General features: G+C 64.6%; 25 protein-coding genes and 1 tRNA gene. 13 read left to right on the top strand and 13 right to left on the bottom strand.

Annotated elements, in window-relative coordinates; translation table 11 throughout:
• The first annotated feature begins 115 nt into the window (after positions 1–115).
• From RMO81_RS00890 to RMO81_RS00935, 10 genes are all read left to right on the top strand, one after another.
• A complete protein-coding gene (locus RMO81_RS00890; RefSeq protein WP_310473841.1) occupies positions 116–676 on the top strand; it encodes a hypothetical protein in 561 nt (186 codons plus the stop codon).
• On the top strand, positions 673–1275 hold the full coding sequence (locus RMO81_RS00895; protein ID WP_310473842.1) for an MT-A70 family methyltransferase: 603 nt from the start codon (positions 673–675) through the stop codon (positions 1273–1275). The genes RMO81_RS00890 and RMO81_RS00895 overlap by 4 nt, the downstream gene beginning before the upstream one ends.
• A complete protein-coding gene (locus RMO81_RS00900; RefSeq protein WP_310473843.1) occupies positions 1268–2278 on the top strand; it encodes a phage Gp37/Gp68 family protein in 1011 nt (336 codons plus the stop codon). Before RMO81_RS00895 ends, RMO81_RS00900 begins: the two co-directional genes overlap by 8 nt.
• Positions 2271–2660, top strand: a complete 390-nt coding sequence (locus RMO81_RS00905) for a hypothetical protein (protein WP_310473844.1) — start codon at positions 2271–2273, stop codon at positions 2658–2660. Before RMO81_RS00900 ends, RMO81_RS00905 begins: the two co-directional genes overlap by 8 nt.
• On the top strand, positions 2660–2935 hold the full coding sequence (locus tag RMO81_RS00910; protein WP_310473845.1) for a hypothetical protein: 276 nt from the start codon (positions 2660–2662) through the stop codon (positions 2933–2935). Before RMO81_RS00905 ends, RMO81_RS00910 begins: the two co-directional genes overlap by 1 nt.
• A complete protein-coding gene (locus RMO81_RS00915) occupies positions 2932–3186 on the top strand; it encodes a hypothetical protein (protein ID WP_310473846.1) in 255 nt (84 codons plus the stop codon). The genes RMO81_RS00910 and RMO81_RS00915 overlap by 4 nt, the downstream gene beginning before the upstream one ends.
• Entirely contained in the window at positions 3183–3791 is a 609-nt protein-coding gene (locus RMO81_RS00920) for a hypothetical protein (protein ID WP_310473847.1), read from the top strand. Before RMO81_RS00915 ends, RMO81_RS00920 begins: the two co-directional genes overlap by 4 nt.
• Positions 3788–3955 (top strand): hypothetical protein, encoded by a 168-nt coding sequence (locus RMO81_RS00925; protein ID WP_310473848.1) that lies wholly within the window; start codon positions 3788–3790, stop codon positions 3953–3955. Before RMO81_RS00920 ends, RMO81_RS00925 begins: the two co-directional genes overlap by 4 nt.
• A 196-nt stretch (positions 3956–4151) precedes the next feature.
• Positions 4152–5270: a site-specific integrase gene (locus RMO81_RS00930; protein ID WP_310473849.1), complete on the top strand. Its 1119-nt coding sequence runs from the start codon at positions 4152–4154 to the stop codon at positions 5268–5270.
• A gap of 45 nt (positions 5271–5315) precedes the next feature.
• A tRNA-OTHER gene (locus RMO81_RS00935) sits at positions 5316–5428 on the top strand.
• Positions 5429–5665: 237 nt separating this feature from the next.
• On the opposite strand, the gene RMO81_RS00940 is transcribed toward RMO81_RS00935, so the two are convergent.
• From RMO81_RS00940 to RMO81_RS00985, 10 genes are all read right to left on the bottom strand, one after another.
• Positions 5666–7360 carry a recombinase family protein gene (locus tag RMO81_RS00940; protein WP_310473850.1) on the bottom strand — a complete coding sequence of 565 codons (1695 nt, stop codon included), beginning with the start codon at positions 7358–7360 and terminating at the stop codon, positions 5666–5668.
• Positions 7357–7851, bottom strand: a complete 495-nt coding sequence (locus tag RMO81_RS00945) for a DUF2924 domain-containing protein (RefSeq protein ID WP_310473851.1) — start codon at positions 7849–7851, stop codon at positions 7357–7359. The genes RMO81_RS00940 and RMO81_RS00945 overlap by 4 nt, the downstream gene beginning before the upstream one ends.
• 2 nt (positions 7852–7853) lie before the next feature.
• The gene (locus RMO81_RS00950; protein ID WP_310473852.1) at positions 7854–8198 is read right to left on the bottom strand and encodes a DUF3489 domain-containing protein; all 345 of its coding nucleotides are present in this window, start codon (positions 8196–8198) and stop codon (positions 7854–7856) included.
• 665 nt (positions 8199–8863) lie between these two features.
• Positions 8864–9973 (bottom strand): hypothetical protein, encoded by a 1110-nt coding sequence (locus RMO81_RS00955; protein ID WP_310473853.1) that lies wholly within the window; start codon positions 9971–9973, stop codon positions 8864–8866.
• Positions 9967–10791 carry an alpha/beta hydrolase gene (locus RMO81_RS00960; protein WP_310473854.1) on the bottom strand — a complete coding sequence of 275 codons (825 nt, stop codon included), beginning with the start codon at positions 10789–10791 and terminating at the stop codon, positions 9967–9969. Before RMO81_RS00960 ends, RMO81_RS00955 begins: the two co-directional genes overlap by 7 nt.
• The gene (locus tag RMO81_RS00965; RefSeq protein WP_310473855.1) at positions 10779–12050 is read right to left on the bottom strand and encodes a hypothetical protein; all 1272 of its coding nucleotides are present in this window, start codon (positions 12048–12050) and stop codon (positions 10779–10781) included. Before RMO81_RS00965 ends, RMO81_RS00960 begins: the two co-directional genes overlap by 13 nt.
• A gap of 11 nt (positions 12051–12061) precedes the next feature.
• Positions 12062–12643 carry a VTT domain-containing protein gene (locus RMO81_RS00970; RefSeq protein WP_310473856.1) on the bottom strand — a complete coding sequence of 194 codons (582 nt, stop codon included), beginning with the start codon at positions 12641–12643 and terminating at the stop codon, positions 12062–12064.
• Between the two features lie 23 nt (positions 12644–12666).
• The gene (locus RMO81_RS00975; RefSeq protein WP_310473857.1) at positions 12667–13134 is read right to left on the bottom strand and encodes a hypothetical protein; all 468 of its coding nucleotides are present in this window, start codon (positions 13132–13134) and stop codon (positions 12667–12669) included.
• A 38-nt stretch (positions 13135–13172) separates the two neighbouring features.
• Positions 13173–13628 carry a YHS domain-containing (seleno)protein gene (locus RMO81_RS00980; protein WP_310473858.1) on the bottom strand — a complete coding sequence of 152 codons (456 nt, stop codon included), beginning with the start codon at positions 13626–13628 and terminating at the stop codon, positions 13173–13175.
• A 266-nt stretch (positions 13629–13894) separates the two neighbouring features.
• Complete coding sequence (locus RMO81_RS00985; RefSeq protein ID WP_310473859.1) at positions 13895–14344, bottom strand: cupin domain-containing protein; 450 nt, start codon at positions 14342–14344, stop codon at positions 13895–13897.
• Between the two features lie 301 nt (positions 14345–14645).
• Here RMO81_RS00985 and RMO81_RS00990 point away from each other — a divergent pair, with 301 nt between their 5' ends.
• The 3 genes from RMO81_RS00990 (at position 14646) to RMO81_RS01000 (ending at position 17871) form a co-directional block, all read left to right on the top strand.
• Positions 14646–15950, top strand: coding sequence for an NAD(P)/FAD-dependent oxidoreductase (locus RMO81_RS00990; RefSeq protein ID WP_310473860.1), 1305 nt, complete (start codon positions 14646–14648; stop codon positions 15948–15950).
• Between the two features lie 9 nt (positions 15951–15959).
• Complete coding sequence (locus RMO81_RS00995) at positions 15960–17099, top strand: patatin-like phospholipase family protein (RefSeq protein ID WP_310473861.1); 1140 nt, start codon at positions 15960–15962, stop codon at positions 17097–17099.
• 61 nt (positions 17100–17160) lie between these two features.
• Positions 17161–17871 carry a peroxiredoxin-like family protein gene (locus RMO81_RS01000; RefSeq protein ID WP_310473862.1) on the top strand — a complete coding sequence of 237 codons (711 nt, stop codon included), beginning with the start codon at positions 17161–17163 and terminating at the stop codon, positions 17869–17871.
• On the opposite strand, the gene RMO81_RS01005 is transcribed toward RMO81_RS01000, so the two are convergent.
• Genes RMO81_RS01005 through RMO81_RS01015 form a run of 3 tightly spaced genes read right to left on the bottom strand, consistent with a single transcriptional unit; the run spans position 17833 to position 20251 of the window.
• Positions 17833–18747, bottom strand: coding sequence for a LysR family transcriptional regulator (locus RMO81_RS01005; RefSeq protein WP_310473863.1), 915 nt, complete (start codon positions 18745–18747; stop codon positions 17833–17835). The genes RMO81_RS01000 and RMO81_RS01005 overlap by 39 nt on opposite strands.
• Before the next feature lie 58 nt (positions 18748–18805).
• A complete protein-coding gene (locus RMO81_RS01010) occupies positions 18806–19750 on the bottom strand; it encodes a YeeE/YedE thiosulfate transporter family protein (RefSeq protein ID WP_310473865.1) in 945 nt (314 codons plus the stop codon).
• Between the two features lie 9 nt (positions 19751–19759).
• Complete coding sequence (locus tag RMO81_RS01015) at positions 19760–20251, bottom strand: DUF302 domain-containing protein (protein WP_310473864.1); 492 nt, start codon at positions 20249–20251, stop codon at positions 19760–19762.
• Positions 20252–20565: the final 314 nt, after the last annotated feature.

Consider the following 20565-nt stretch of genomic DNA (forward strand, 5'->3'; position numbering starts at 1 on the left):
ATCGGAACAGATCGGGCCTGCTTCCGAGTAAAGATGGAGCCCGTCACAAGCGCCAAGAGTGATGCGATGTGGTCGTGCCGCGCAGCATACTTGCGCTCAGCCGTACGCGCCGCTGGTGGGCGTCGCACCGATTCGCACCACGTCAAAGCAGACCATGGGCTTTTCATTCAAGAGGTACCTCGTCGCCGTGGACGACACCCTCTATCGCCTGGCGAACACCACGTTTGATCGGATGCTCCGAGATCCGGCAAGCCATCTCTTCCCGGTTTTCGCGGGGCAACGAGTGCGCATGGCCGACGTTGTTGTCGAGCTCGTTGGCCGAGAGCCGGCCTGCGTAGTTCGGACCACGTTTGCGGTCCTTACGTTCGATGACGAAGGGCAAAAGGCCGATGAATTCTGGCTCTACTATCGCGGCTCGGTTCTGTATCGACGGGCGGATAGCGTGGCCGAGAAGAACTGGGAACAGGCATGCCGCCAACGCTGGCGCGCGCTGGCGCTGGTGATCAAGGCAAAGCTGGAGGCCGTCTCCGCCGGCATCAGCGTGTTCGAAGATGAATTCCTGGCCAACATCGTGCTGCCCGATGGCCAGCTGGTGGGCCAATGGCTGCGCCCCCAGCTCGCCGTCAGCTACGAAGGCGGCCGGATGCCGCCGCTGCTGCCGGGGCCAGCCGCGTGACCGCCCAGCTGCGCCTCGCAGTCGAGCCAGCCTGGCCCTTTGCGGATCTGCAGCCCGCGCACTACGGCCTGATCCTCGCCGATCCACCGTGGGCGTTCCGCCTGTTCAGCGACAAGGGCGACCGGAAAAGCCCGCAGGCGCACTACACCTGCCTGTCCCTGGCCGATATCAAGGCGCTGCCGGTGGCGATGCTGGCCGCGTCGGATTGCGCGCTGTTGATGTGGGCCACGTGGGCGATGCTGCCCGATGCGATCGCCACGATGGCGGCGTGGGGCTTCACCTATAAAACCGGGCTGCCCTGGGCGAAACAGAGCAGCACCGGGCGCAGCTGGGCTTTTGGCACCGGATACGTCCTGCGCAACGCCAGCGAGCCGCTGCTGTTTGGCACGCGCGGCCGGCCAAAGGTGCTCAGCCGCGGCGTGCGGGGCCTGATCGTGGCGCCAGTACGCGAACACAGCCGCAAACCCGACGATGCCCATCTGATTGCCGAGAAGCTCTACGCCGGCCCCCGCTGCGAACTCTTCGCCCGTCAGCGCCGCCCCGGTTGGGACGTCTGGGGCAACGAAACCGAGAAATTCGAGGAGGCTGTTTGTGGCTGACGACACCAAGATCGAGTGGGCCGATGCGACGGTCAATTATCTCAACGGCTGCAGCGTCATCAGCGCCGGCTGCACGAACTGTTATGCGATGCGGGCCGGCGGGCGCAATCTGCCCAACCATCCCAGCACTGGCCTGACCAAACCGACGAAAGCCGGCCACGTGTGGACCGGCGAGACCCGCGCCAACGAAAAGGCACTGCTGCAGCCGCTGGCCTGGAAGCGCCCGCGCCGCATCTTCTGGAACGCCCACGGCGATCTGTTTCACGAATCCGTGCCGGACGCCTGGATCGACCGCCAGTTCGCCGTGATGGCGCTCACCCCGCAGCACACCCACATGGTGCTGACGAAGCGGCCGGAGCGGATGCGGGCGTATGTGGCCAACATCTATCGCGGCGGATTCCTGCGATTTGCCCAAATCGACTTGATGCTGCAGCATTTCGATCGCGTCTGGCCCGATCCCGCAGATTTCACCTTGAGCGGCGCGCGCGGCCCCATCCCCAACGTCTGGCTTGGCACCAGCGTGGAAGATCAGCGAGCCGCCGATGAACGCATCCCGCACTTGCTGGCCACCCCCGCCGCCGTGCGGTTCCTGTCGTGCGAGCCTCTGCTGGGGCCGGTGGATTTGGAACCATATCTGTCGGACGCATGGCAGGCAGAGGAAGCGGATTGGCCAAAGTTGGGCGAGCTCGATTGGGTAATCGGCGGCGGCGAAAGCGGCCCCGGCGCACGGCCGATGCATCCTGACTGGGCCCGCTCCCTGCGCGACCAGTGCGCCGTCGCCGGTGTGGCTTTCCATTTCAAGCAGTGGGGTGAGTGGGGGCCGTCAGATCACAATAATGGCCTAACCCCGACGCATTGGCTTGATCGGCTTGGCCGGCTTTATGGTTCAGACGATCCTACTGCCGAGGGGCGTGGCATGGTCCGCCCCGGCAAAGCCCGCACCGGCCGCCTGCTCGACGGCCGCACCCACGATGATTTTCCGGGAGGGGCGGCGAATGGCTGATCTCGCCATGACCACCGCCGATCTTGAGGCGTGGTGCATAGAACACGGCGTGCCTTGGGATCGTCTGACGGCGGCCCAGCGCCGGCGGGCGGAGGATATCGCCCGCGCCCCGATGACCTACGTGCCGCTGGGCCTTCACGGCGGGTTGATCCGCTGGATCATCAAGGGCATCCCACCGGGCAGCTTCCTGCTGGCCGTGCTCACCAACGATCTGCGCGAAGCCTGCGGCCGGGCCGACGATTTCAACCGCACCCGCCTCTTTGATCTGGTGCGCTTCCTCTACAACCACGCCCCCCGCGGCTGCTGGGGCAGCCAGCACGCCGTGGAAGCCTGGACGAAATCCGCCAGCGCATTCATCCCCGAAGAAGAGGTGCCCTACTGATGAAGGATTTCATGAGGGAAGAGCTGGCGCGTGGGCCGCTGACCAAGGAAAACGCGATGCCGGCGCTGGCGGCGTGGGGCGGTCGGTGCGAGATGGGTGGCATCAACGGAGCGCAGATCGGCCAGCTGATGCTGGCAGCCGCCGTTGGTCACGTGGTGAGCATCAGCAAAGACCACGACGAGTGCGCAGCGGTTTGGAATGCCCTGATGCAGGATACAGTGCGCCTGCTCCGTACCCAGATGGCCACCAAATTTGAGAGCGAGGGAACGGCGTGACCACCGATCTCCGCCAGGGCGTGACCGAAACCCAGCACGCCGTGCTCGATCAGGTGGACGCCGTGGCTGCCTCCACGGATCCCGCCGAATATCACCTGCGGCTGGCAGCCCGCGCCGCCGCTTCCGCCGTGCGCGCCGATCCGCGCACCGGCAACGGCCGCCGCCGGGTGTCGCAGGCCATCGAAGCCGCCGCCCACCTGCTCGCCGCCCTGGGCAAAATGGACGAAGCCGGAAAGGAAAAGCCGCGGTGAACGCTCGAAGGAAAGCCTCGCTGCTGGATGGCCAGCACGACGCCACGGGGCGCAAGCTGTACACGGACGATTGCCCCGCCAAATACACTGGCCCGATCGAGGGCGCCGATGGGCAGCGCCCGTTCAACAGCTATCTCTGGCCCACGGAATCGTGGTGGGGCGGTCGGGAGCCGGGCCAGCGCAACTGGGACGGTAGTTGGCGCTTCGGCATCGTCGCACTGTGGGACGGCAGCTTTGCCGTGGATGGATTTCTGTGGAGCATCGAAAGGAATGACCGCCGCTGCAGCTGGAAAAAGCCCGAAGGCCAGCTGCACCGCGCCAACAATTTCCCCACCCGGCGTCAGGCAATCCGCACCGCCGCTGCCGATGTGCTGCGCCAGCTGCGCAATGCCCGTCACAGCCAGGTCAACTGGCAAAGCCGGGTAACGCGCGATCACCAGCACTGGGTCGACGTCTGCAACTGGGTGCGCTTTGTCGTTCACCGCGAAACCGGCCACCCCTGCCGCCCGCCGCGGCTGGCCACCTATACCCCGCCACCGCCACCACCCGCGCCCGATCTGGCCGCCGATCTGCCGTTGTTTGGCGGCGAGCTGGAGGCCGCGTGACTGCCCCCACCCACTTCTGGCGGATCCGCGCCACCCTTCCGGATCGCCACGGCCAGCCCTGTCGCGTGCTCGCGCGCGGGCGGATGAACAGCGTGCTGATCGAATTTCAGGACGGCGTGCGCCACGTGGTCAGCCGCTGGGCTGTAAGGAAGCTCGCGCCGTGACCGCCCAGATCATCCCCCTGCCCGTCTCGCCGCGTCGCTGCGGCACGAAGGCTGCGGTGATGATCACCGGATTGAACGCGCGCACCTTGCAGGAAAAGGCCGCCTGTGGCCTCATCCCCGGTGCGGCGAAACTGTGGGGCCGATGGACGTTTGATGTGGCGGCGCTTGAGCGCCTGGTGGAACAAGGACAGCAGCCATGCCGAAAGGCATCTACCCGCGCGGGAACTGGTGGTGGGCGCGCTTCAAGGTCGCCGCCGTCAGCTATCGAGAGCCGCTACGCATCCCTGTTCGCGGGCCGAAGGAAGAGCGCGCCGCCACCACCCGATCGGAAGAACTCCGGAAACAGGTAATCGATGAAGTGCGATTCGGCATCGCCGCGCCAGTGAGCTGGCAGCAGGCGGTGCTGGCCTGGAACGATGCCGCCATCGCCAATCGCCTGCGCCCCGCCACCATCCGCCGCTATCTCACCAGCCTGGGCCAGCTGCGCGACCAGCTGGACGGGAAGACCGTGCAGGAACTGGACGCGGCCGAGATAAGAAAAATGATCACCGCCCGCCGCCGTGATGGCGCCAGCAACGCCACCCTGCGCCGCGACCTGACCGCTCTATCGCAGGTGCTGGGCCACGCCATCGCCCAGGGCTGGCGGAAGGAAGGGGACAATCCGGCGCTGGGCATCGATCGCAAACGCCAGCTACCCGAACGCCGTGATCCGATCTGCCTGCCGCTCCCCGGCGAGGTGGCCGCCGTGATCGCCGCGGCGCCGAAACGCTTCGGGGATCTGATCGCCTTCGCCCACGAAACCGGGATGCGGCAGGAAGAAGTGGCCAGCCTGGAACACAACCGGATCGACCGCGCCCGCAACTGCGCCATGATCTACCGCGCCAAGGCCCGCCGGCCGCGCGCTGTGCCACTCACCCCGGCGGCGCTGGCCATCATCGATCGGCAGCCGCGCCACCTGAAGCTGGGCTGGGTGTTCTGGCACGATCTGCCGCCGGATCCGCGCGCGCGCGATAAGGAGCTTTCCACCCGCTTCACCAGCCCGGCCAGCAACTTCCGCCGCATCCGCGCGGGGGTGGCACAAAAAGTGGCACGAAAAGGCGGCACGTTCACCGGCTTCCGCTTCCACGATCTCCGCCACGATTTCGCCGTCCGCTACCTGCGCGACGGCGGCAGCATCTACACCCTGCAGGAAGTGCTTGGCCACAGCAGCATCAAGACCACCGAGATCTACCTGGACTATCTGACGCCCGACGAGAAACAGCAGGCCATGGCCGGGGCGGTGGCTGCATCGATAAGCACGGCCGAACAGGCCTGATCGGCGGGGGCACAAAAAGTGGCACACGTGCAGCGGTTTAGTGACGCCGGATAAGAACCATCTCCATGATTCCGCGCGCTGATTCCGGTGCACATCGAACCGGTAAAATCGGTTTTGTAAACCGAAGGTCGGGGGTTCAATCCCCTCATCCGGCACCACCCAGCCGCCTGACCCGGGATTAGCCGGGATAAAGCGGGATAAAGCGGGATTGCTCTCGCGTTTTCCGGCTGTTGTGGGGGGCCTGCGCATCGCACTTTTTTCCAGAGACGCAGGTGCGCGGCGCGCGCAGCCCGGTTTTGGCCAATTATCTCTGAGGCCCCAATAAGCAGTCGTCAGATGCGATGGTAAAACGATGCGGGCGGGACGCCGTTCGCGTCGAGCCGCCGACCGTAGCTCTAGGCGAATCCGAGCATGCGGCGCTGCTCATTCCAATCGAGCGGCAGGTTCGTGATTTTGGCAAGACGCTGCCGAGTGAGTGACGGCGGCTGGCGCCCCTCGATGATCGCCTGGACGATGGATGGCGCCAAGGTTGCCAGGCGCAGCAGCAAGGTGAAGTAGTTGTTGGTGTAGCCTTGAACTTTCGCAGCCTCAGCAACGCATTGGTCCTTGGCTGCGTGCATCGCAGCGTTTGCGGCACGCGCTGAAGCCAGCAAGCGGATCAGCGCCGGGTCAGCCGCTGTCTGCTCGCTGCTTTGCGGCTCGGCAATGACCAGTCGGACCTCCGGTCCTCTGCGCAGCTTCACGATGGGGGCTGACAGCATGTGGCTCACCGCTTCGGCTTCATCAGTGCTGGCAACGCTGACCGACAGATCGCCTGTCGTTGGTAGAATCGGCCGTAAATTGATCGCGACATCAACATTATCGTCCCTCAGATCGACGCGGCGCACGATGCTGCGGAACGTTAACGGGGATGCCGAAAGTTCGGCCGACAGGGACTGCGCTTTTGAAAAGATTGCTTCCAGCGCCCTGGCATCAGGATTGGTGGTCGCTGCGACAGCCTGCTGAACGGCCTGACGGTCACGAAGGAATTCGTGCAGGCGATTGATGACCAGTGTCTCCGTGTCATGAGCCGGAACTCGCCACGCCGCGCCATGCACCTTCATCACCGCGTCCACCGCAGTTACGTAGTAATGGTATCGCTTCGCGCCCTTGGCTGCCTGGTTAGATTTCATCCGTCGGCCAAGGCCATCGAACAGTAGCCCGCCGAGGAGGTTGGCATGGCGCAGGATCTGGTCGTGCTTTCGCGTGACGCCGTTGCCTTCAAGTTGTGCCTGCACGGCATCCCACACTTCTGGGGCGATGATCGCGTCATGCTCGCCCGGGAAGTGCTCATTCTTGTGACGTATCTGGCCGATGTAAATCCGGTTGACCAGCAAATGCGCGAGCCCGCCGTGCGTCCAAGCAATTCCACCCCGCCGCTTCTTGCCCTGGCCCGCAAACAGCTTGGTTTTCACACCATCGCGCTCAAGCGATTCAACCGTCGCGACGACCGAACCTAGCTGAAGGTATCGGTAGAAGATCAATCTGACCGTCGCCGCTTCGGTCTGGTTTACGACCAGCTTGCGGTCCTGGACATCGTATCCGAGTGGCACTGGTCCTCCCATCCACATACCTTTGCGCTTCGATGCCGCAATCTTGTCGCGGATGCGCTCGCCGGTGACCTCGCGCTCGAATTGGGCGAAAGACAGGAGGACGTTGAGCGTCAGTCGGCCCATGCTGGTGGTCGTGTTGAACGACTGGGTGACCGATACGAAGCTGGCCCCCGCCTTATCCAGAACCTCCACAATCTTCGCAAAATCAGCAAGGCTGCGGGTCAGCCGATCTACCTTGTAGACGACGATGACATCGATGCGCCCGGCCTCAACCTCCGCCATCAGCTGGGCAAGGCCGGGTCGGTTCATGTTGCCACCCGAGAACCCGCCATCATCATAGAGTTCCGGCGAGAGAACCCAGCCTTCGTGACGCTGGCTTGTAACATAGGCGGCGCAAGCCTCACGTTGGGCATCGAGGCTGTTGAAGGCCTGTTCCAATCCCTCCTCAGTCGACTTGCGGGTGTAGATGGCGCAACGGATGGCCTTGCTTGGCGTCATGATAATGACGCCCGCGATGCTGCCCGTCGCGCCGATGATGCGGCGGCCCCTGTCGTGGTGCGAACCGCACGGACACCGAAGAACCGCGGGCCCGACCTATGCGCGCCGGTAATCGCTGCAGCGACCTGCGTCAGGGAACTGAACTGCTGACCATCCAATAGGAACCCATCGTCGGTCACCAGCACGCTGTAGGTTTTGCCGTTCCAGCTTCGCACCAACCTGGTGCCGGGTTTCAAGCGTTGTTGGGGCCCGATTCCAGGCTCGGCTCTTTCGGACCGTTCGAGTTGCCGTGCTGACCGATCGAGCAGGCTCCCAGAGGCCGCTGAGAGCCCTCCGAGAGCCCTCTCCTGAAGCCGAAATGCAATGCCGCGCAGCAGTAGATCGGGGGTCAGTCGCGGGGGAGTAGTCCGATAGACGCGGCGCCATTCGGCACGAAGCTGGGCGGGAGACATGGCTGCAAGAGCCGCCAGTTGATCGCTGATGTCTGCCATGATCAGGCTGCCTGGGTCGCGGCGGCGATAGCGACAGCCTCATCCGTTGCGACATCGGCCACCACGATCCGATAGCTGCCTTCGCCTGACTTGCGAGTCTCTCGAACGAGCCTGGCACCTTTCTTGCGCATACCTGAGAGCAGCGCGCGAACGCTGTGGGGTTGCCATTTGGTGGCTGCGCAGAGCTCGGTAATGGTCGCACCGCGAGGGCGTCGGAGCAACTTCGACATCTGCGCTGACTTGGTGGGAATGGCCGGTTTGCGATGCTGCCCGCGGCCATTGCGTTGCAGCCTGTTTTCGGATTTACCTACTGCTTCGCCGGTGTGCGGATCGTTGAGATGGGTCATGATTATGGCTCCAAGGGAGCGGGCACCCAATGTGCCGGCAGTCCCACGAGCCGAAGCCTCAGAATTTCCGGTCTGAGGCGGTGTTCGGCGCCAAACGATGACGCGACTCACCGTCTGAGCAACGCTCTTTCGGGACGAGAAGTCTAGTCACCGGATGTCGATTTTGCGCCCTCATATCGGCCGTTACAGTGACTGCGAGACTGTCCTGACACCTGACGTTGTCTTCAGGCAGGCACCTGCCAGCCTGAAGGACCAGGTCTGAAACGAAGCTGCCGCTCCTTGGCGATAGCATGATTGGCGGATTGTCTGCTGAAACCCGATACCCCTGACCTTCTCCTTTCGCCATGGCCTCCAACGTGCCGGCGCTCCCAGGAGCTGAAGCCTCAGAAATTCGGATCTGAGGCGGTGTTCGGCGCCAATCGCTGGCGCAACTCACAGTTTGAGCAACGCTCTTTCGGGACGAGAAGTCCAGTTACCGCATGTCGGGTTTGCGCCCTCATATCGGTCTTTCCCGAACTCCCACGCATTCCCCGGAAGCTGCCATTCGCAGCAGCCAATCCGCGCAACCGGCAGGAAGCGGGCGATGTTGCGAATCGCCCATGGCGCATGCGGGTGCGAGCGCCAATTGGCGGCGGTCATTCCCGGCGGTGCACCCGGCACCATCATCACGCCGTTGCCGGATAGGCCGGCGTGGCGTCGAGTTCGCGGCGCCGCCGCGCCAGGAACGCGCGCCAGCCCTCGGGCCGGAAACCGCGGGCGCGATTGGCAGCACCGATCCGCCACAGCAGCGCATATTGCCGGAACAGCGCCGCATAGGCGGCACGCAAGGTTGTTCGACTGTCCCAGATATGGGTCGATTCAGAGCCTGCGCCATTGCATTCGACGATGCTGAAGCCGCGGCCGGCCTGCAGTTCGGCAAAGTCTTCAAAGCGTACGTCGAAACGTCCGAACCAGAATTCCGGGACGCTTTGTGCAATGGCGTCGAAGCGTGCCCGCATCGGTTCGGTGACAAGGTGGCTACCGTCGCGAAAGATGGCGCCACGACTGTGGCTGCCGGCAAAGGCCAGACGAAAGGGCTCGCCGGGCGCGAGGACGTCGGACAGACGCGCGGCATGGCGGCCGAGATAGAGGTGGCTGAGCTGGCCGGCGCGCGGATCGTCCAGGATCAGCTGTTCGAGGCTGCGGCGACCATCCCCGACGACATGCGGGAAATATTTGAGCGTTAACGAAATGATCTCGCCGCGCGTCTGTCCGGGCTCCCGGACATAAAAGACGCCCGCCTCGCCCTCGACATCGATCAGCGCCTGCAGGAGAAAGGCCTCGCCAGGCGGAAAGCCGGCAACATAGGCCGTCAGTTCGCCGAGGTCGCGGACCGGGCGGACGCCGGCGCCGCGGCAGCCGAGTTCGGGCTTGGCGACGAGCGGGAAGTCGAGCCCTGACGCCTGCGCCTGTGCTAGCGCCATGGTGGCAACGGACTGGCACGAACCGGTGCCGCGATCGATCTTTACATAGGGCGCAACCCAGGCGCTTGCGCCGCCACGCATTTGGTCGAGGATATCGGACTTGACCTCGCCGAACAGGCCGCCTGCCGGGAACAGCGGGTTGGCGACAAGCGGCAGCCGAACGCCGCGGTGGCGCAGCGACAGGCACAGCGCCCAGAGCCAGACCGGCAGATAGAACAGCCAGCCCGGCCAGAATTCGAAGAACGACAGCGCCGGCGCCGGGGCCAGCGGCGGCATGCCGCGATGCGGGACAGGCCAGGCCATCTTCAACATGCCGGCGATGATGCGGCCAGCAACGCGGCGAGCGCGGCGCGGACGCGCGTTTCTTCGTTCCAGACGATGAAATGATTCTGGCCCTTGAGCGTTGTCACATCGACCGCCGCCGCGCCCGTCAGATGCGCCCGCAGAAAAGCGACGTTGGCGTAGGGTACCAGATCGTCCTTGGTGCCGTGAATGATGCTGATGCGGCAGCGCAACCCGGAAAGGCGCGGTGCAAGCGCTGCCAGTTCGGGCTTGAGGCCGAGCAATTCGCGGTTGGCGTTGCGCAGGTTCGCCGGCAGCAGCGCGCGGATCATCCGCCATTCGCCGACGGGCTGCATCGGGTTGATCTTTTCCAGCGCCGGATCGAACGACCCTGCCAGGATCAGGAGCGCGCCCACCCGCCCCGGATTGTCCACCGCAACCTGTGCAGCAATTGGCCCGCCGAGCGAATGACCGACCAGCACCGGCCATTTGCCGCCGCGCTCGACGAGCAGGGGTGCGATTGCCGCCGCCTGCGCCTTGAGCGCGACCATGGCGCCGGGCGGCAGCGTCAGGCCGAAACCGGGGCGATCGATCGCCACCGCCTCGGTGCCCGGCAGTGGTAACCGCAGATAGTGCGCCCATGCAGCCGCGCTGCCAGGCGTGCCATGGATGAAGATGACGCGGCGACCATCGGCGGCCCGTTGCGACAAGAGGCTGACGCGCAGCCCGCCGGGCGCCGTGTAGCTGGACCGGTCAATGCCAGCGCGCGCCAGATCGGCATCGGCAGGGGCTTGCGGGCCGCCGCAACCGGCGAGCAATGCCGCGAGGGCAACGCCTAACGCGCGCATGACAAGCCATTGGCCGGTTGCGGCGCACACGTCGCCCAGGGTCCCGCAATGACACGACCCCAGTCGCTTGCTCTGTCGCGCGCATCGGCGGCGAGGATATCGAGCAGGCGGCGCTGCGTATGGCTGCCGCCAAAGCCGATGGCATCGCCCAGCGCCGCATCGATATCGTCGGCGGCGGCGGCATAGTGGCGCCGCGCATGCGCCACCATGCCGGTCGCGGCGCGGGCGGCAGCAATATCGTTCCGCGAACCGCTGCGCGCCTGCGCTGCGAGCCCGTTCAGCAGCAGCGTTACCGCGCCGTCGGCGCCGGCGCGCGCCAGGCCATAAGCGAGGTGCAGATCGACAAAGGGGTTGGCGCGGTCGGCAATCCGTTGTTCGAGGTGCGGCGCCATCGCAGCCCAGCGCTCGCCGGTGCGCACGCCCGCGACTTCGAGGCGGGCAAGCAGCGAGACAGCATTGACCTGATCCTGGACGCTGTCGCAGCGAACGCCCCAGATCCGCCGATCGAACAGGTCGAGCGCAGCATCATGATCGCCAAGCTGCAACTCGAACAGCGCCGCGTGCCACCAGTTATGGGTATACAGGAACGACGAGCAGCCGGCCCAGCGATCGCCAAAGCGTTCGGCCCAGGCGCGGCCTTCGCGGGCGCGGCCCTCGGTATCAAGCACATGGGCCACGGCGTGGTGCGCCCATGGGTCATCACCCATCGCCATCGCCTTGCGCCCCGCATGCTCGGCGGCGCGCAGATCGCCGGCCTGTTCGAGCGCGAAAGCCCGCATGCCATGGACGAAGCCGTTGTCTGGCTGAGCGCGGACGATGCCATCGAGCGCGGTGAGCATGCCGCCGAAATCGCCGGTATTGAGCTGGTGGAACTGCAGTATCTTGGCCGACAACAAGTCGCGGGGCCAGCGGCGGGCGATTTCGACATGGGCGGCAATCGCTTCGCCCAGATTGCCTCGCCACCAGGCGCCGATGCCGGCGACATAGGCCTGCTCATGGGGTGTGGCAGCCGGCGCCAGCCGCTCTGCGGCAACAATCAATGGCAGCGCCAGCGCCCGCCCGGGGGCGGTCAGCGCGAACAGGTGGATCGCGGCCGCCGTCGCCAGCGCATAGGCGCAGTCGCTCGTCGGGCCGGGGCTCTTCAGATAATCGGCGACATCCTTGCCATAGCGCAGCAGCGCCGCATCGACCGCATCAACGGCTGCCACGACGCTGGCGTCATCGGTGGTCAGGAACAGCTTGTTGGCGCGTTTCATCATCGTGCCTGGTTTCAGGCAGCGACGGCGCGCGCGGTGCGCAACCGGGTCACCAGCCGCGGTGCAAAGAACACCAGTGCGAGCAGGCTGGCGGCCAACGCGATCGTCGCAGGCGTGAGCGCTGCCAGCACCGTCCCGCCGGCCTGGCTGCTCGCAAAGAACAGCGCCGGGGTCCATATCAACGTCGTGATGACGATTGTTGTGGTGAGCGCGACGACGGGGAGCGCAACAACGCCGCTGGCGAAAAACACTGGCAAGCGGCTGCCGGGAATGAAGCGCGCAGCGGCAACAGCGAGCAGACCGCGGCGGCGCAGCTGGGCCTCGACCCCGCCGGAACCGCGGGCGCGCAGGCGTGCTGCAAGCCGCGTGCCGCCGAGCCAGCGCCCGACGCCGTAAAGCGCGAGATCGCCAACGACCGTGCCCACCACGACTGCGGTGATTGCAGTCGCCGGATCAATCACCCTCTGGCCGGCGAGCAGGCCGGCGGCAACCGTTGCAACATCTTCAAGGACGAAGGTTGCAACGACGAGGGCAAAAAACAGCGCGGCAGGGCCAAGCATCTGGGCGGCCAGCAGATCGGCGAGGAAATTGTCCATGTCAAACTCTCCCGGCCAAAGGTTCAAACGGCAGCGCTGCGGCCGATGAACGGCAGCCGGTCGCGGTTGAGGGCGATCAGGACCGCCGCCGACACCCAGACACCGCAAGCCAGCGCGAAAAGCTCGCCGCCGTCCCGGGTGCCGTCGGTATTGACGACCGAGATTCCGAGCGGGGTAAAGAGGTGGAAGAAGATCGCCCCGGATATGACGCAGAGCGCGAGCAGTGCGGCCCAGGGGCGAATGGCGCGCAGTGCCGGGACCAGGCTGGCGAGCAGGGCAATGCCCGCGATCAACTCGAACGTGCCAATGACATATTGGGAGAAAATGCCATCAGCAGCGAAAACGCCACCAAAGCCAAAGCCCGCTGCCCACTTGTCGAGCGTTCCGAAGATATACTGCGTTTCGGGCGAGTTGGTGAATTTGAAGAAGAGAGACTGTATGAACACGAACGCGATAAAGATCACGAAAACGAATTGATATTTGCGGATCATGTTCATAACAGTCATTCCTCTATCAAACCAGCGCCAATTTACTTGGCAGACATCTTGGCCCAATTGGCATTCCCGCTCTTGATGAAATCGGGAATACTCTTTGACCATTTTTCGCCAACTTCGGCGTTATAGTTGACGTAAAGCTTGTCGCCCACGATCTTCCAGACCTGCGGATCACCCGAAGCGGTGTAACCCTGGCTCACCGCCCAGGCACAATGGCCGCCATATTGCGGTGCATATTTGGCTGGATTGGCCTTGAACGCCGCGAGATCGGCGGCGCTGGCGAACTGCCAATCGGCGCCATTGTAGCGGGTGGTGAACTGCTTCAATCCCTTCACCGGCTTGCCCTGGGTGAAATAGGCAACAGGATCATAGCCCGACAGCGCGAGGTTGCTGAAGGTGCCGGTATAGACCGGCGCCGGCTTGGCTGCGGCCGGAACCGCAACCGCGGCAATGGCAATGCTGGCGGCCACGATGATCGTCTTGATGTTCATGGGTTATCCCTTGTTGGACCGTGGTGAAGCCGGTGCCCCGGGGATGTGAGGACACCGGCTTCTGTCCCCCTCAATGCCCCCGGGCGCTGGCGGCGTGAAATGCCGGTTGTGCATAGATTCGATAAGCGCAGCGCTTTGGTTACCGGCAGGCTTCAAATGCATCCGCACCTGGTCAAAGCGGCAAGGCGAGCGGCTTGTGTCAAAGAACCCCGCTCCTGATGGGAACGGGGTTCTTGCATTCTACCGCTGCACCGTTGGCGCGCAGGTTACATGCCGTGATGCACATCGGACGAAAGGAGCACGACCGGCACCTTGCCCTTGTTGATCCAATAGTGCGAAATGCCATCGGCTTCACGCGAGATTTCGCCACCCTTGTGGGTGATCGGCACGGCGCAATCGCTGCGATATTCCATGATCGTGCCGCTGACGGTGTAGATCAGCGCCGGGCGATCGACATGGCTGTGCATGGGGACGATGCCGCCCGGCTGCACCACGAGACGACGCGTGCGCAGATGACGATCGGCCACCATGATTTCCTTGGCGAGATCGACCGAACCGATGAGGGTGTCGGTGACGCCCTTGGGGCTCATCGGAGCTGCCGTCAGCGGGTTGGCAGCCGATTGGCCGGCGGGGCACTGGCCGGCGAGCACGGGCGAAGCAAAGGCAGTCGCGGCAAGCAGAGCGAGTGCTGACAGGCGGAAGGTCGGAAACGTCATGAGGTCGATCCTTTGTGTAGGGGTGAACGGCCAGGATTTGGCGAACCATTGCCCTGACGCTGGGATTGATTAGGCTCGGATCGCGGGCGCGCCCAATTGGATATCGGCATGGAAACGATACCCAAATGGCATTTCAGCCCGGACCAATAAGCGCCGAAACCGCCGGCATCGCTTTTTGGAGATCATCCGCCATGCCAATGATGAACACCGCGGCTGCCGCCCAGCTTGCCGGTCGGGTCCCCGGATCGATCACAGCGTCATCGGATTTGGCGTTGCGCGCCGACGGCGGCTGGACGGTCCAGTGACGGACATTCGCCCACATGTGGTCATCGTTGGCGCGGGCTTTGGCGGGCTTGCAGCGACCAGGGCGCTGGCGCGGGCCGCCGTTGATGTGACCCTGATCGACCAGCGCAACCACCATCTGTTTCAGCCGCTGCTGTACCAGGTGGCAACCGCGGCCCTGTCCCCTGCCGACATCGCCGGGCCGATCCGCGCCATCGTCAGTGACCAGTCCAACGTCCGCGTGCTGCTCGACGAAGTCACCGGCGTCGATAAGGCCGCCAGGCAGGTCGAACTCGGCAGCGGCCGGGCTGTGGCCTATGACTGGCTGATCATCGCCACGGGCGCGCGCCACAGCTATTTCGGGCACGACGAATGGGCGATGCATGCGCCCGGATTGAAAACGATCGACGATGCCACCGCGGTTCGCCGCAAGGTGCTGCTGGCCCTCGAGCGCGCCGAGACCGAGACCGACCCCGACCGCCGCAGGGCGTTGCTGACCTTTGTGGTCATCGGTGGCGGCCCGACCGGCGTCGAGATGGCCGGCGCCATTGCCGAGTTGGCGCATCAATCGGTGTCACGCGACTTTCGCAGCATCACACCGCACTGCTCGCGGGTCATACTCGTCGATGCCGGCCCACGCTTGCTTACAGCCTTTCCCGACGCCTTGTCGGCGGCAGCCCGGGACGCCATCGAGCAGTTGGGTGTCGAAGTCCGCCTGAACGCGCCGGTGACGAATATTGCCCATGACCATGTCGAAATTGCCGGCGTCGCGGTTCCGACGCACACCGCCATCTGGGCAGCGGGGGTTCGCGCCTCGCCCGCGGCAGAGTGGCTAGGCATCGGCGCGGACGCCGCCGGGCGCACCATCATCGGGTCGGACCTCGGCGTTGAGGGTTGCGAAAACATCTTCGTCATCGGCGACACCGCCGCGTGCAAGGGGCCGGATGGCCGCGCGCTACCCGGCATTGCGCCGGTGGCGAAACAACAGGGCCAACATGTCGCTCGGATCATAAAGGCGGCGTTGACCGGTCAGGCGCCCAAGCCGTTTCGCTACCGCCACTTCGGCAATCTCGCCACCATCGGCCGCAGCAACGCCGTCATCGATTTCGGCCGCGTACACGTCACCGGTTTTTCGGCCTGGGTGTTGTGGTCGGTCGCCCATGTGTTTTTTCTTGTCGGCTTTCGCAATCGGTTCGCCGTCGGGATGAGCCTGTTCTGGAACTACCTGACCTTTGCCCGCCATGCGCGGATCATCACCGGCGAAATCCCCGCCGAAATCCCCGGCGAAATCTCCATCACGCCTTCCCTTCAACCCGCCGAATAGGAAAAAACCATGAAAACCCTTCACGACGAGATCGCAAGTTACGGCCAGATCGTCCTGGTGCTTCAGGGCGGCGGCGCGCTCGGCGCCTACCAGGTCGGCGTTTATCAGGCGCTCGCCGAAGCTGGAATCGCGCCCGATTGGGTCGTCGGCACGTCGATCGGCGCGATCAATGCGGCGCTGATCGCCGGGGGCTGCGCGTCTTCAGCGCTCGGCCGCTTGAGCGAATTCTGGAAGCGGATCGAACATGGCCGCACAATCGACTCGTTCATTCCCGCCATATTTGCGGCGACAGCGCGCAACATGATGGCGATCACCAGCGGCGTGCCGAATTTTTACCGTCCCAACACGCCGGCTTTCATGAACGCCAAGGCTTCGCTTGGTGCGGAAAACGCCGGCTATTATTCGGTTACCCCGCTGGCCGAAACGCTCGCTGACCTGGTCGACTTCAACCAGATCAACACCGGCCCCATCCGCCTTACCGTTGGCGCATCGAATGTGCGGACCAGCGAGATGACCTATTTCGACAGCCGCGACATGACCCTCGACCTGCGCCACATCATGGCGTCGGGCGCGCTGCCACCAGCGTTTCCAGCCGTTCGGATCGGCGAGGACCTGTTCTGGGATGGCGGCATCCTGTCGAATACCCCGGTCGAAGTGGTGTTCGACGACAATCCCCGCAAGAACGGCATGGTGTTCGCCGTGCACTTGTGGAACCCGCATGGCGACGAGCCGCAGACCATCGGCGATGTGATGAACCGCCTGAAGGATGTGCAATACTCCAGCCGCGCCGCCTCGCACATCAAGCGCCAACGGCAGTTGCACAAGCTGCGCCACATCATCGCCGAAATGTCGGCGCTGCTACCCGATGAGGCGCGCGCCAGTCTGAAGCAACGCGGCCTTACCGGCTATGGCTGCACGACGCGGATGCATGTCATTCGCCTGCTTGCGCCGGCACTCGATCATGAAGATCAGGCCAAGGACGTCGATTTCAGCCGCGAAGGGATCCGCCAGCGTTGGGAGGCCGGCTATCGCCACACCTGCGAAACGCTGGAAAAAGCCCCCTGGCGCGACGAGGTCGATCCGACCGAAGGCTTTGTGCTCCACGAAGCCTGCGCCGGGAAACTGGTCCACACCGCTGCAGCGGATTGACCGGCACGCGGGTGCACGCGCCGGTGCATCATGCTAGGGTTTGCGAACGAGGAGCATGCGCATGTCCAATCCCCTGATCGCTGCGCTCGTTGCCGAAGTCGAGGATTCGCGACGCATTGACGTGCCGCTTGGTGACCGACTGCGGCGGCTTGCCGACCGTGTTCGCGACCTGTCCCCAGTTTATGCCGACGCCGTCGATCGCTTTGTATCGCGGCTCGAAAGCGTCGGTGCCGGGGCGAGCGCGCCGCAGGTTGGTGATATCATGCCCGATTTTATGCTGCCCGATCAGGACGGTCGGATGGTCACCCTCCAGCACTTGCTTGCCAGCGGCCCGGCTGTGCTGGTGTTTCATCGCGGCCACTGGTGCCCCTATTGTCGGCTGACCATGGCTGGAATGGCGGCAATCGAGGCCCGGCTGGCGCCGCACGCGATCGTGGCGATCTCCCCCGAGCGGCAGCAATATACCAGGGCGCTGCGGGCCGATGCGGGGGCAGTGTTCCCGTTCCTGAGTGACGTTGGCAGCGGCTATGCGCTGTCGCTCAATCTCGCGGTCTGGGTTGATGATGCCATGGCGCGGCTGATCGCCAGCAGCGGCCTCGATATCCCCGAGTATCAAGGCAGCGATGGCTGGATCATGCCGATCCCCGCGGTGTTCATCGTCGGGACCGACGGGCGGGTCATCGCCCGCCATGTCGATCCCGACTATCGCCGCCGCATGGAGCTCGACGCTGTGCTAGACGTGCTCGGCCGTGTCAGCAGTCAGCCGGCTTGACCAGTCGGCCGAGCGCACCAGAGTGAGCAGCGCCGATGCTTCCCGCGACCGGGCACGACCAGCGACCGAATAGATGGCCACCGTGCGCCGCAGATCGAGCCCCGAACAGCTGAGGTGACGGATACGCACCGCGTTCATCGCGCTTGCCGGCATGATCGCGACACCGAATTCGGCGATCACCAAGGCTTCGAGATCGCGGTCAGAATCGACTTCGTGGGCATTGTCGAGCGTGATTCCGGCCGCGCACAGACGTTCGGTTTCGAACTCGGCGATATCGGTACCGGCCTGGACAAGGAAGCGCTGGTCGCGGATCAGCTCCACATTCAGATCAAGATCGTTGCGCATCGCCAGCGGGTGATCGACCCCAACGACCAGGTCAAAGGCTTCGGAAAACATCGGCCAGGTCTCCAGCCGCTCCCAGCTTTCGCCCATCGGCCCGCCGATCGCCAGCTCGACCTCGCCGTTCTTGAGCATGGCGGCAATTTGCGCGCCGGTGCCGCGGCGCAGTTTCAACTGGAAGCCGGCAAAGCTGCGGTGCATCTCGCGCAGCGCTCGCATCAGATACGCAAGATCCAGGCTCCGCGACACCGCCAGTGTCAGGGTCGGCACTTCGCCCTTCTTCACCTTTGCCGCGACCGATTTCGCCGCCAGCGCGGCGTCGAAACATTGTTGCAGCAATGGCAGCATGCGGTTGCCAAGATCGGTCAGATGGCTCAACCGCCCTTCGCGGCGGATCAGCTCGCCGCCAAGTTCGTCCTCAAGCTGTTTGATCGCCCTGGTCAGGGCGGGCTGGGTCACATTGCAGTCTTCGGCGGCGCGAGTGAAATTGAGCGTCCGCGCGACCGACAGGAAGTAACGGACCTGTTGCATTTCCATAAGTGCCGCTCTCCCCGTTCGCGAACGGGGCGGTTCTACCGCAATTGCGCAGGGTCGGCTAGCGCGCAGCCAGCCGGCGCTCGACGCTCTGGCCCAGCGCAATGGCAGCAGCCATGCTGGCGACCGCCAACCAGGCATAGGGCTGCAGAAGCGGCAGCCCGACCAGCAGCAACTCGTCATTGCCGCCGGGGATGAGCAGGCTGCCCCACCCCATCAGGATGCCGCCGCCAAGGCAGCGGATTGCAGCTTCACGCGTCGGCATGCGCCGCTTCAACAGCCCCGCCGTCCACCCGCCGAGCAGGGCGCCGGCAAAGAGCGAGAACAGCAGCATGACCTTGACCAGGATGCCTGTGGTCTTGCCCTGCGCCAGCATCAGCAGGGCGTAGGTGTAGGCCCAGGGTCCGATGGCAATCAGCGAGATGACAAAGACGATGCCGATCACCGCCGTGGCGCGGTGCGGAGTCCAGATATGGGCGGCAAGCGCGCCGGCACGGGCGGCACGCAGCGCCTCAAACAGACGCCATGCCGCAAAGAGTGCAAAGGGCACCAGCAACCATTGCGCCTCGAACAGCGGCGAGGCGACATGCTTTTCGGGGAATTTGCCGAGCAGCGGCCAGATCGTCGCGCAGCCGATGTAAAAACCGATCGGAGTCAAGACATAGACCCAGTCACCGGAGCCGAATTTCGCGATCGCGCCGAACACACAGGCGCGGGTCACCAGCGCGCCGAACCCCAGCAGCAGCCCGCCCGCCACGGTGGCCAGCGTCGCCGGATAGCCGATGGGCAGCATGGCCTGTCCGCCCAGCGCCGCCCAGGCCAACACACCGCCGGCCACCCAGACCGCAGCCTCAGCCAAGCCGATGAAGCGATCTGCGCGGCGTTTGGTCAGCACTTCATCGACGGCGGCAACCATGCAGGTCGCGCCGCGCTGGATCGCATAGCCCATCACTGCAGCGCACACTGCAGCGACAAGAAAGGCCAGACTCAGCAACGCGACGGGCATGGTGATCACTTATTTGGCAGCGTCGGCAGCAATGGCGCCGGCGACATCGGCCGCCATCTTGAACTGCGCGTCTTTTGTGGTGATGCCGTAACGCTTGGCCATGAACTGGAAATCGGTCCAGGCGAGCGAGACACTGCCATCGGCTTCCTCGACAACCAGCATGCGCACCGGCCAGTCGAGCCCGGCATAGCGGTTGGCTTGCAGGAACTGGACACCCAGCGGCGGATTGCCAAAGCGCACGATCGTCGATTTGCCGATTGGAAGGTTGGCCTCACGGCCCAAGGCCTGCTGATCGATGGCGTCGAAGAAGCGCACGCCCTTGGCGGCAATCGCCGCCTTGAGGCGGGTCACGGTGTCTTCGAAACCGTGGCTGCTGCGAATACGCACCACCCCGTCGGCGTGCACCATCGGCATGCTCGCCGGGGGGGCAGCCTGCGCCGCGCTCGCGGTGGTGATGGCGCCCGTCAGGGCAATGGCGAGAAGAAGTGCGCGCGTGAACATCAATCGATCTCCATAAAGCCGGGTATCGGCGGGATGATTATGCTCTCCGCCATATCGGCCCTTCGTGGAATTCGCATTGTTGCATCATCTCCATGCTCTGACGCTATGGCGCAGGTTTGCCGCCGCGATGGCACAAAAGGGCGGGACGTTTCGGATCGGGCCTCACCTGTGGTACCCACGAAGCGTGATGGCCGATCAAGCAAGACCCCTTTCGTGAGGAACCAAGTCACCGTCCTGCCAACGCAACCCGACGTCCTGGTCATCGGCGCCGGCGCTGCCGGCATCGCGGCAGCGCGGGCGCTGATCGCGCGCGG

Source organism: Sandarakinorhabdus sp., assembly GCF_031422795.1.
Classification (GTDB): Bacteria; Pseudomonadota; Alphaproteobacteria; order Sphingomonadales; family Sphingomonadaceae; genus Sandarakinorhabdus.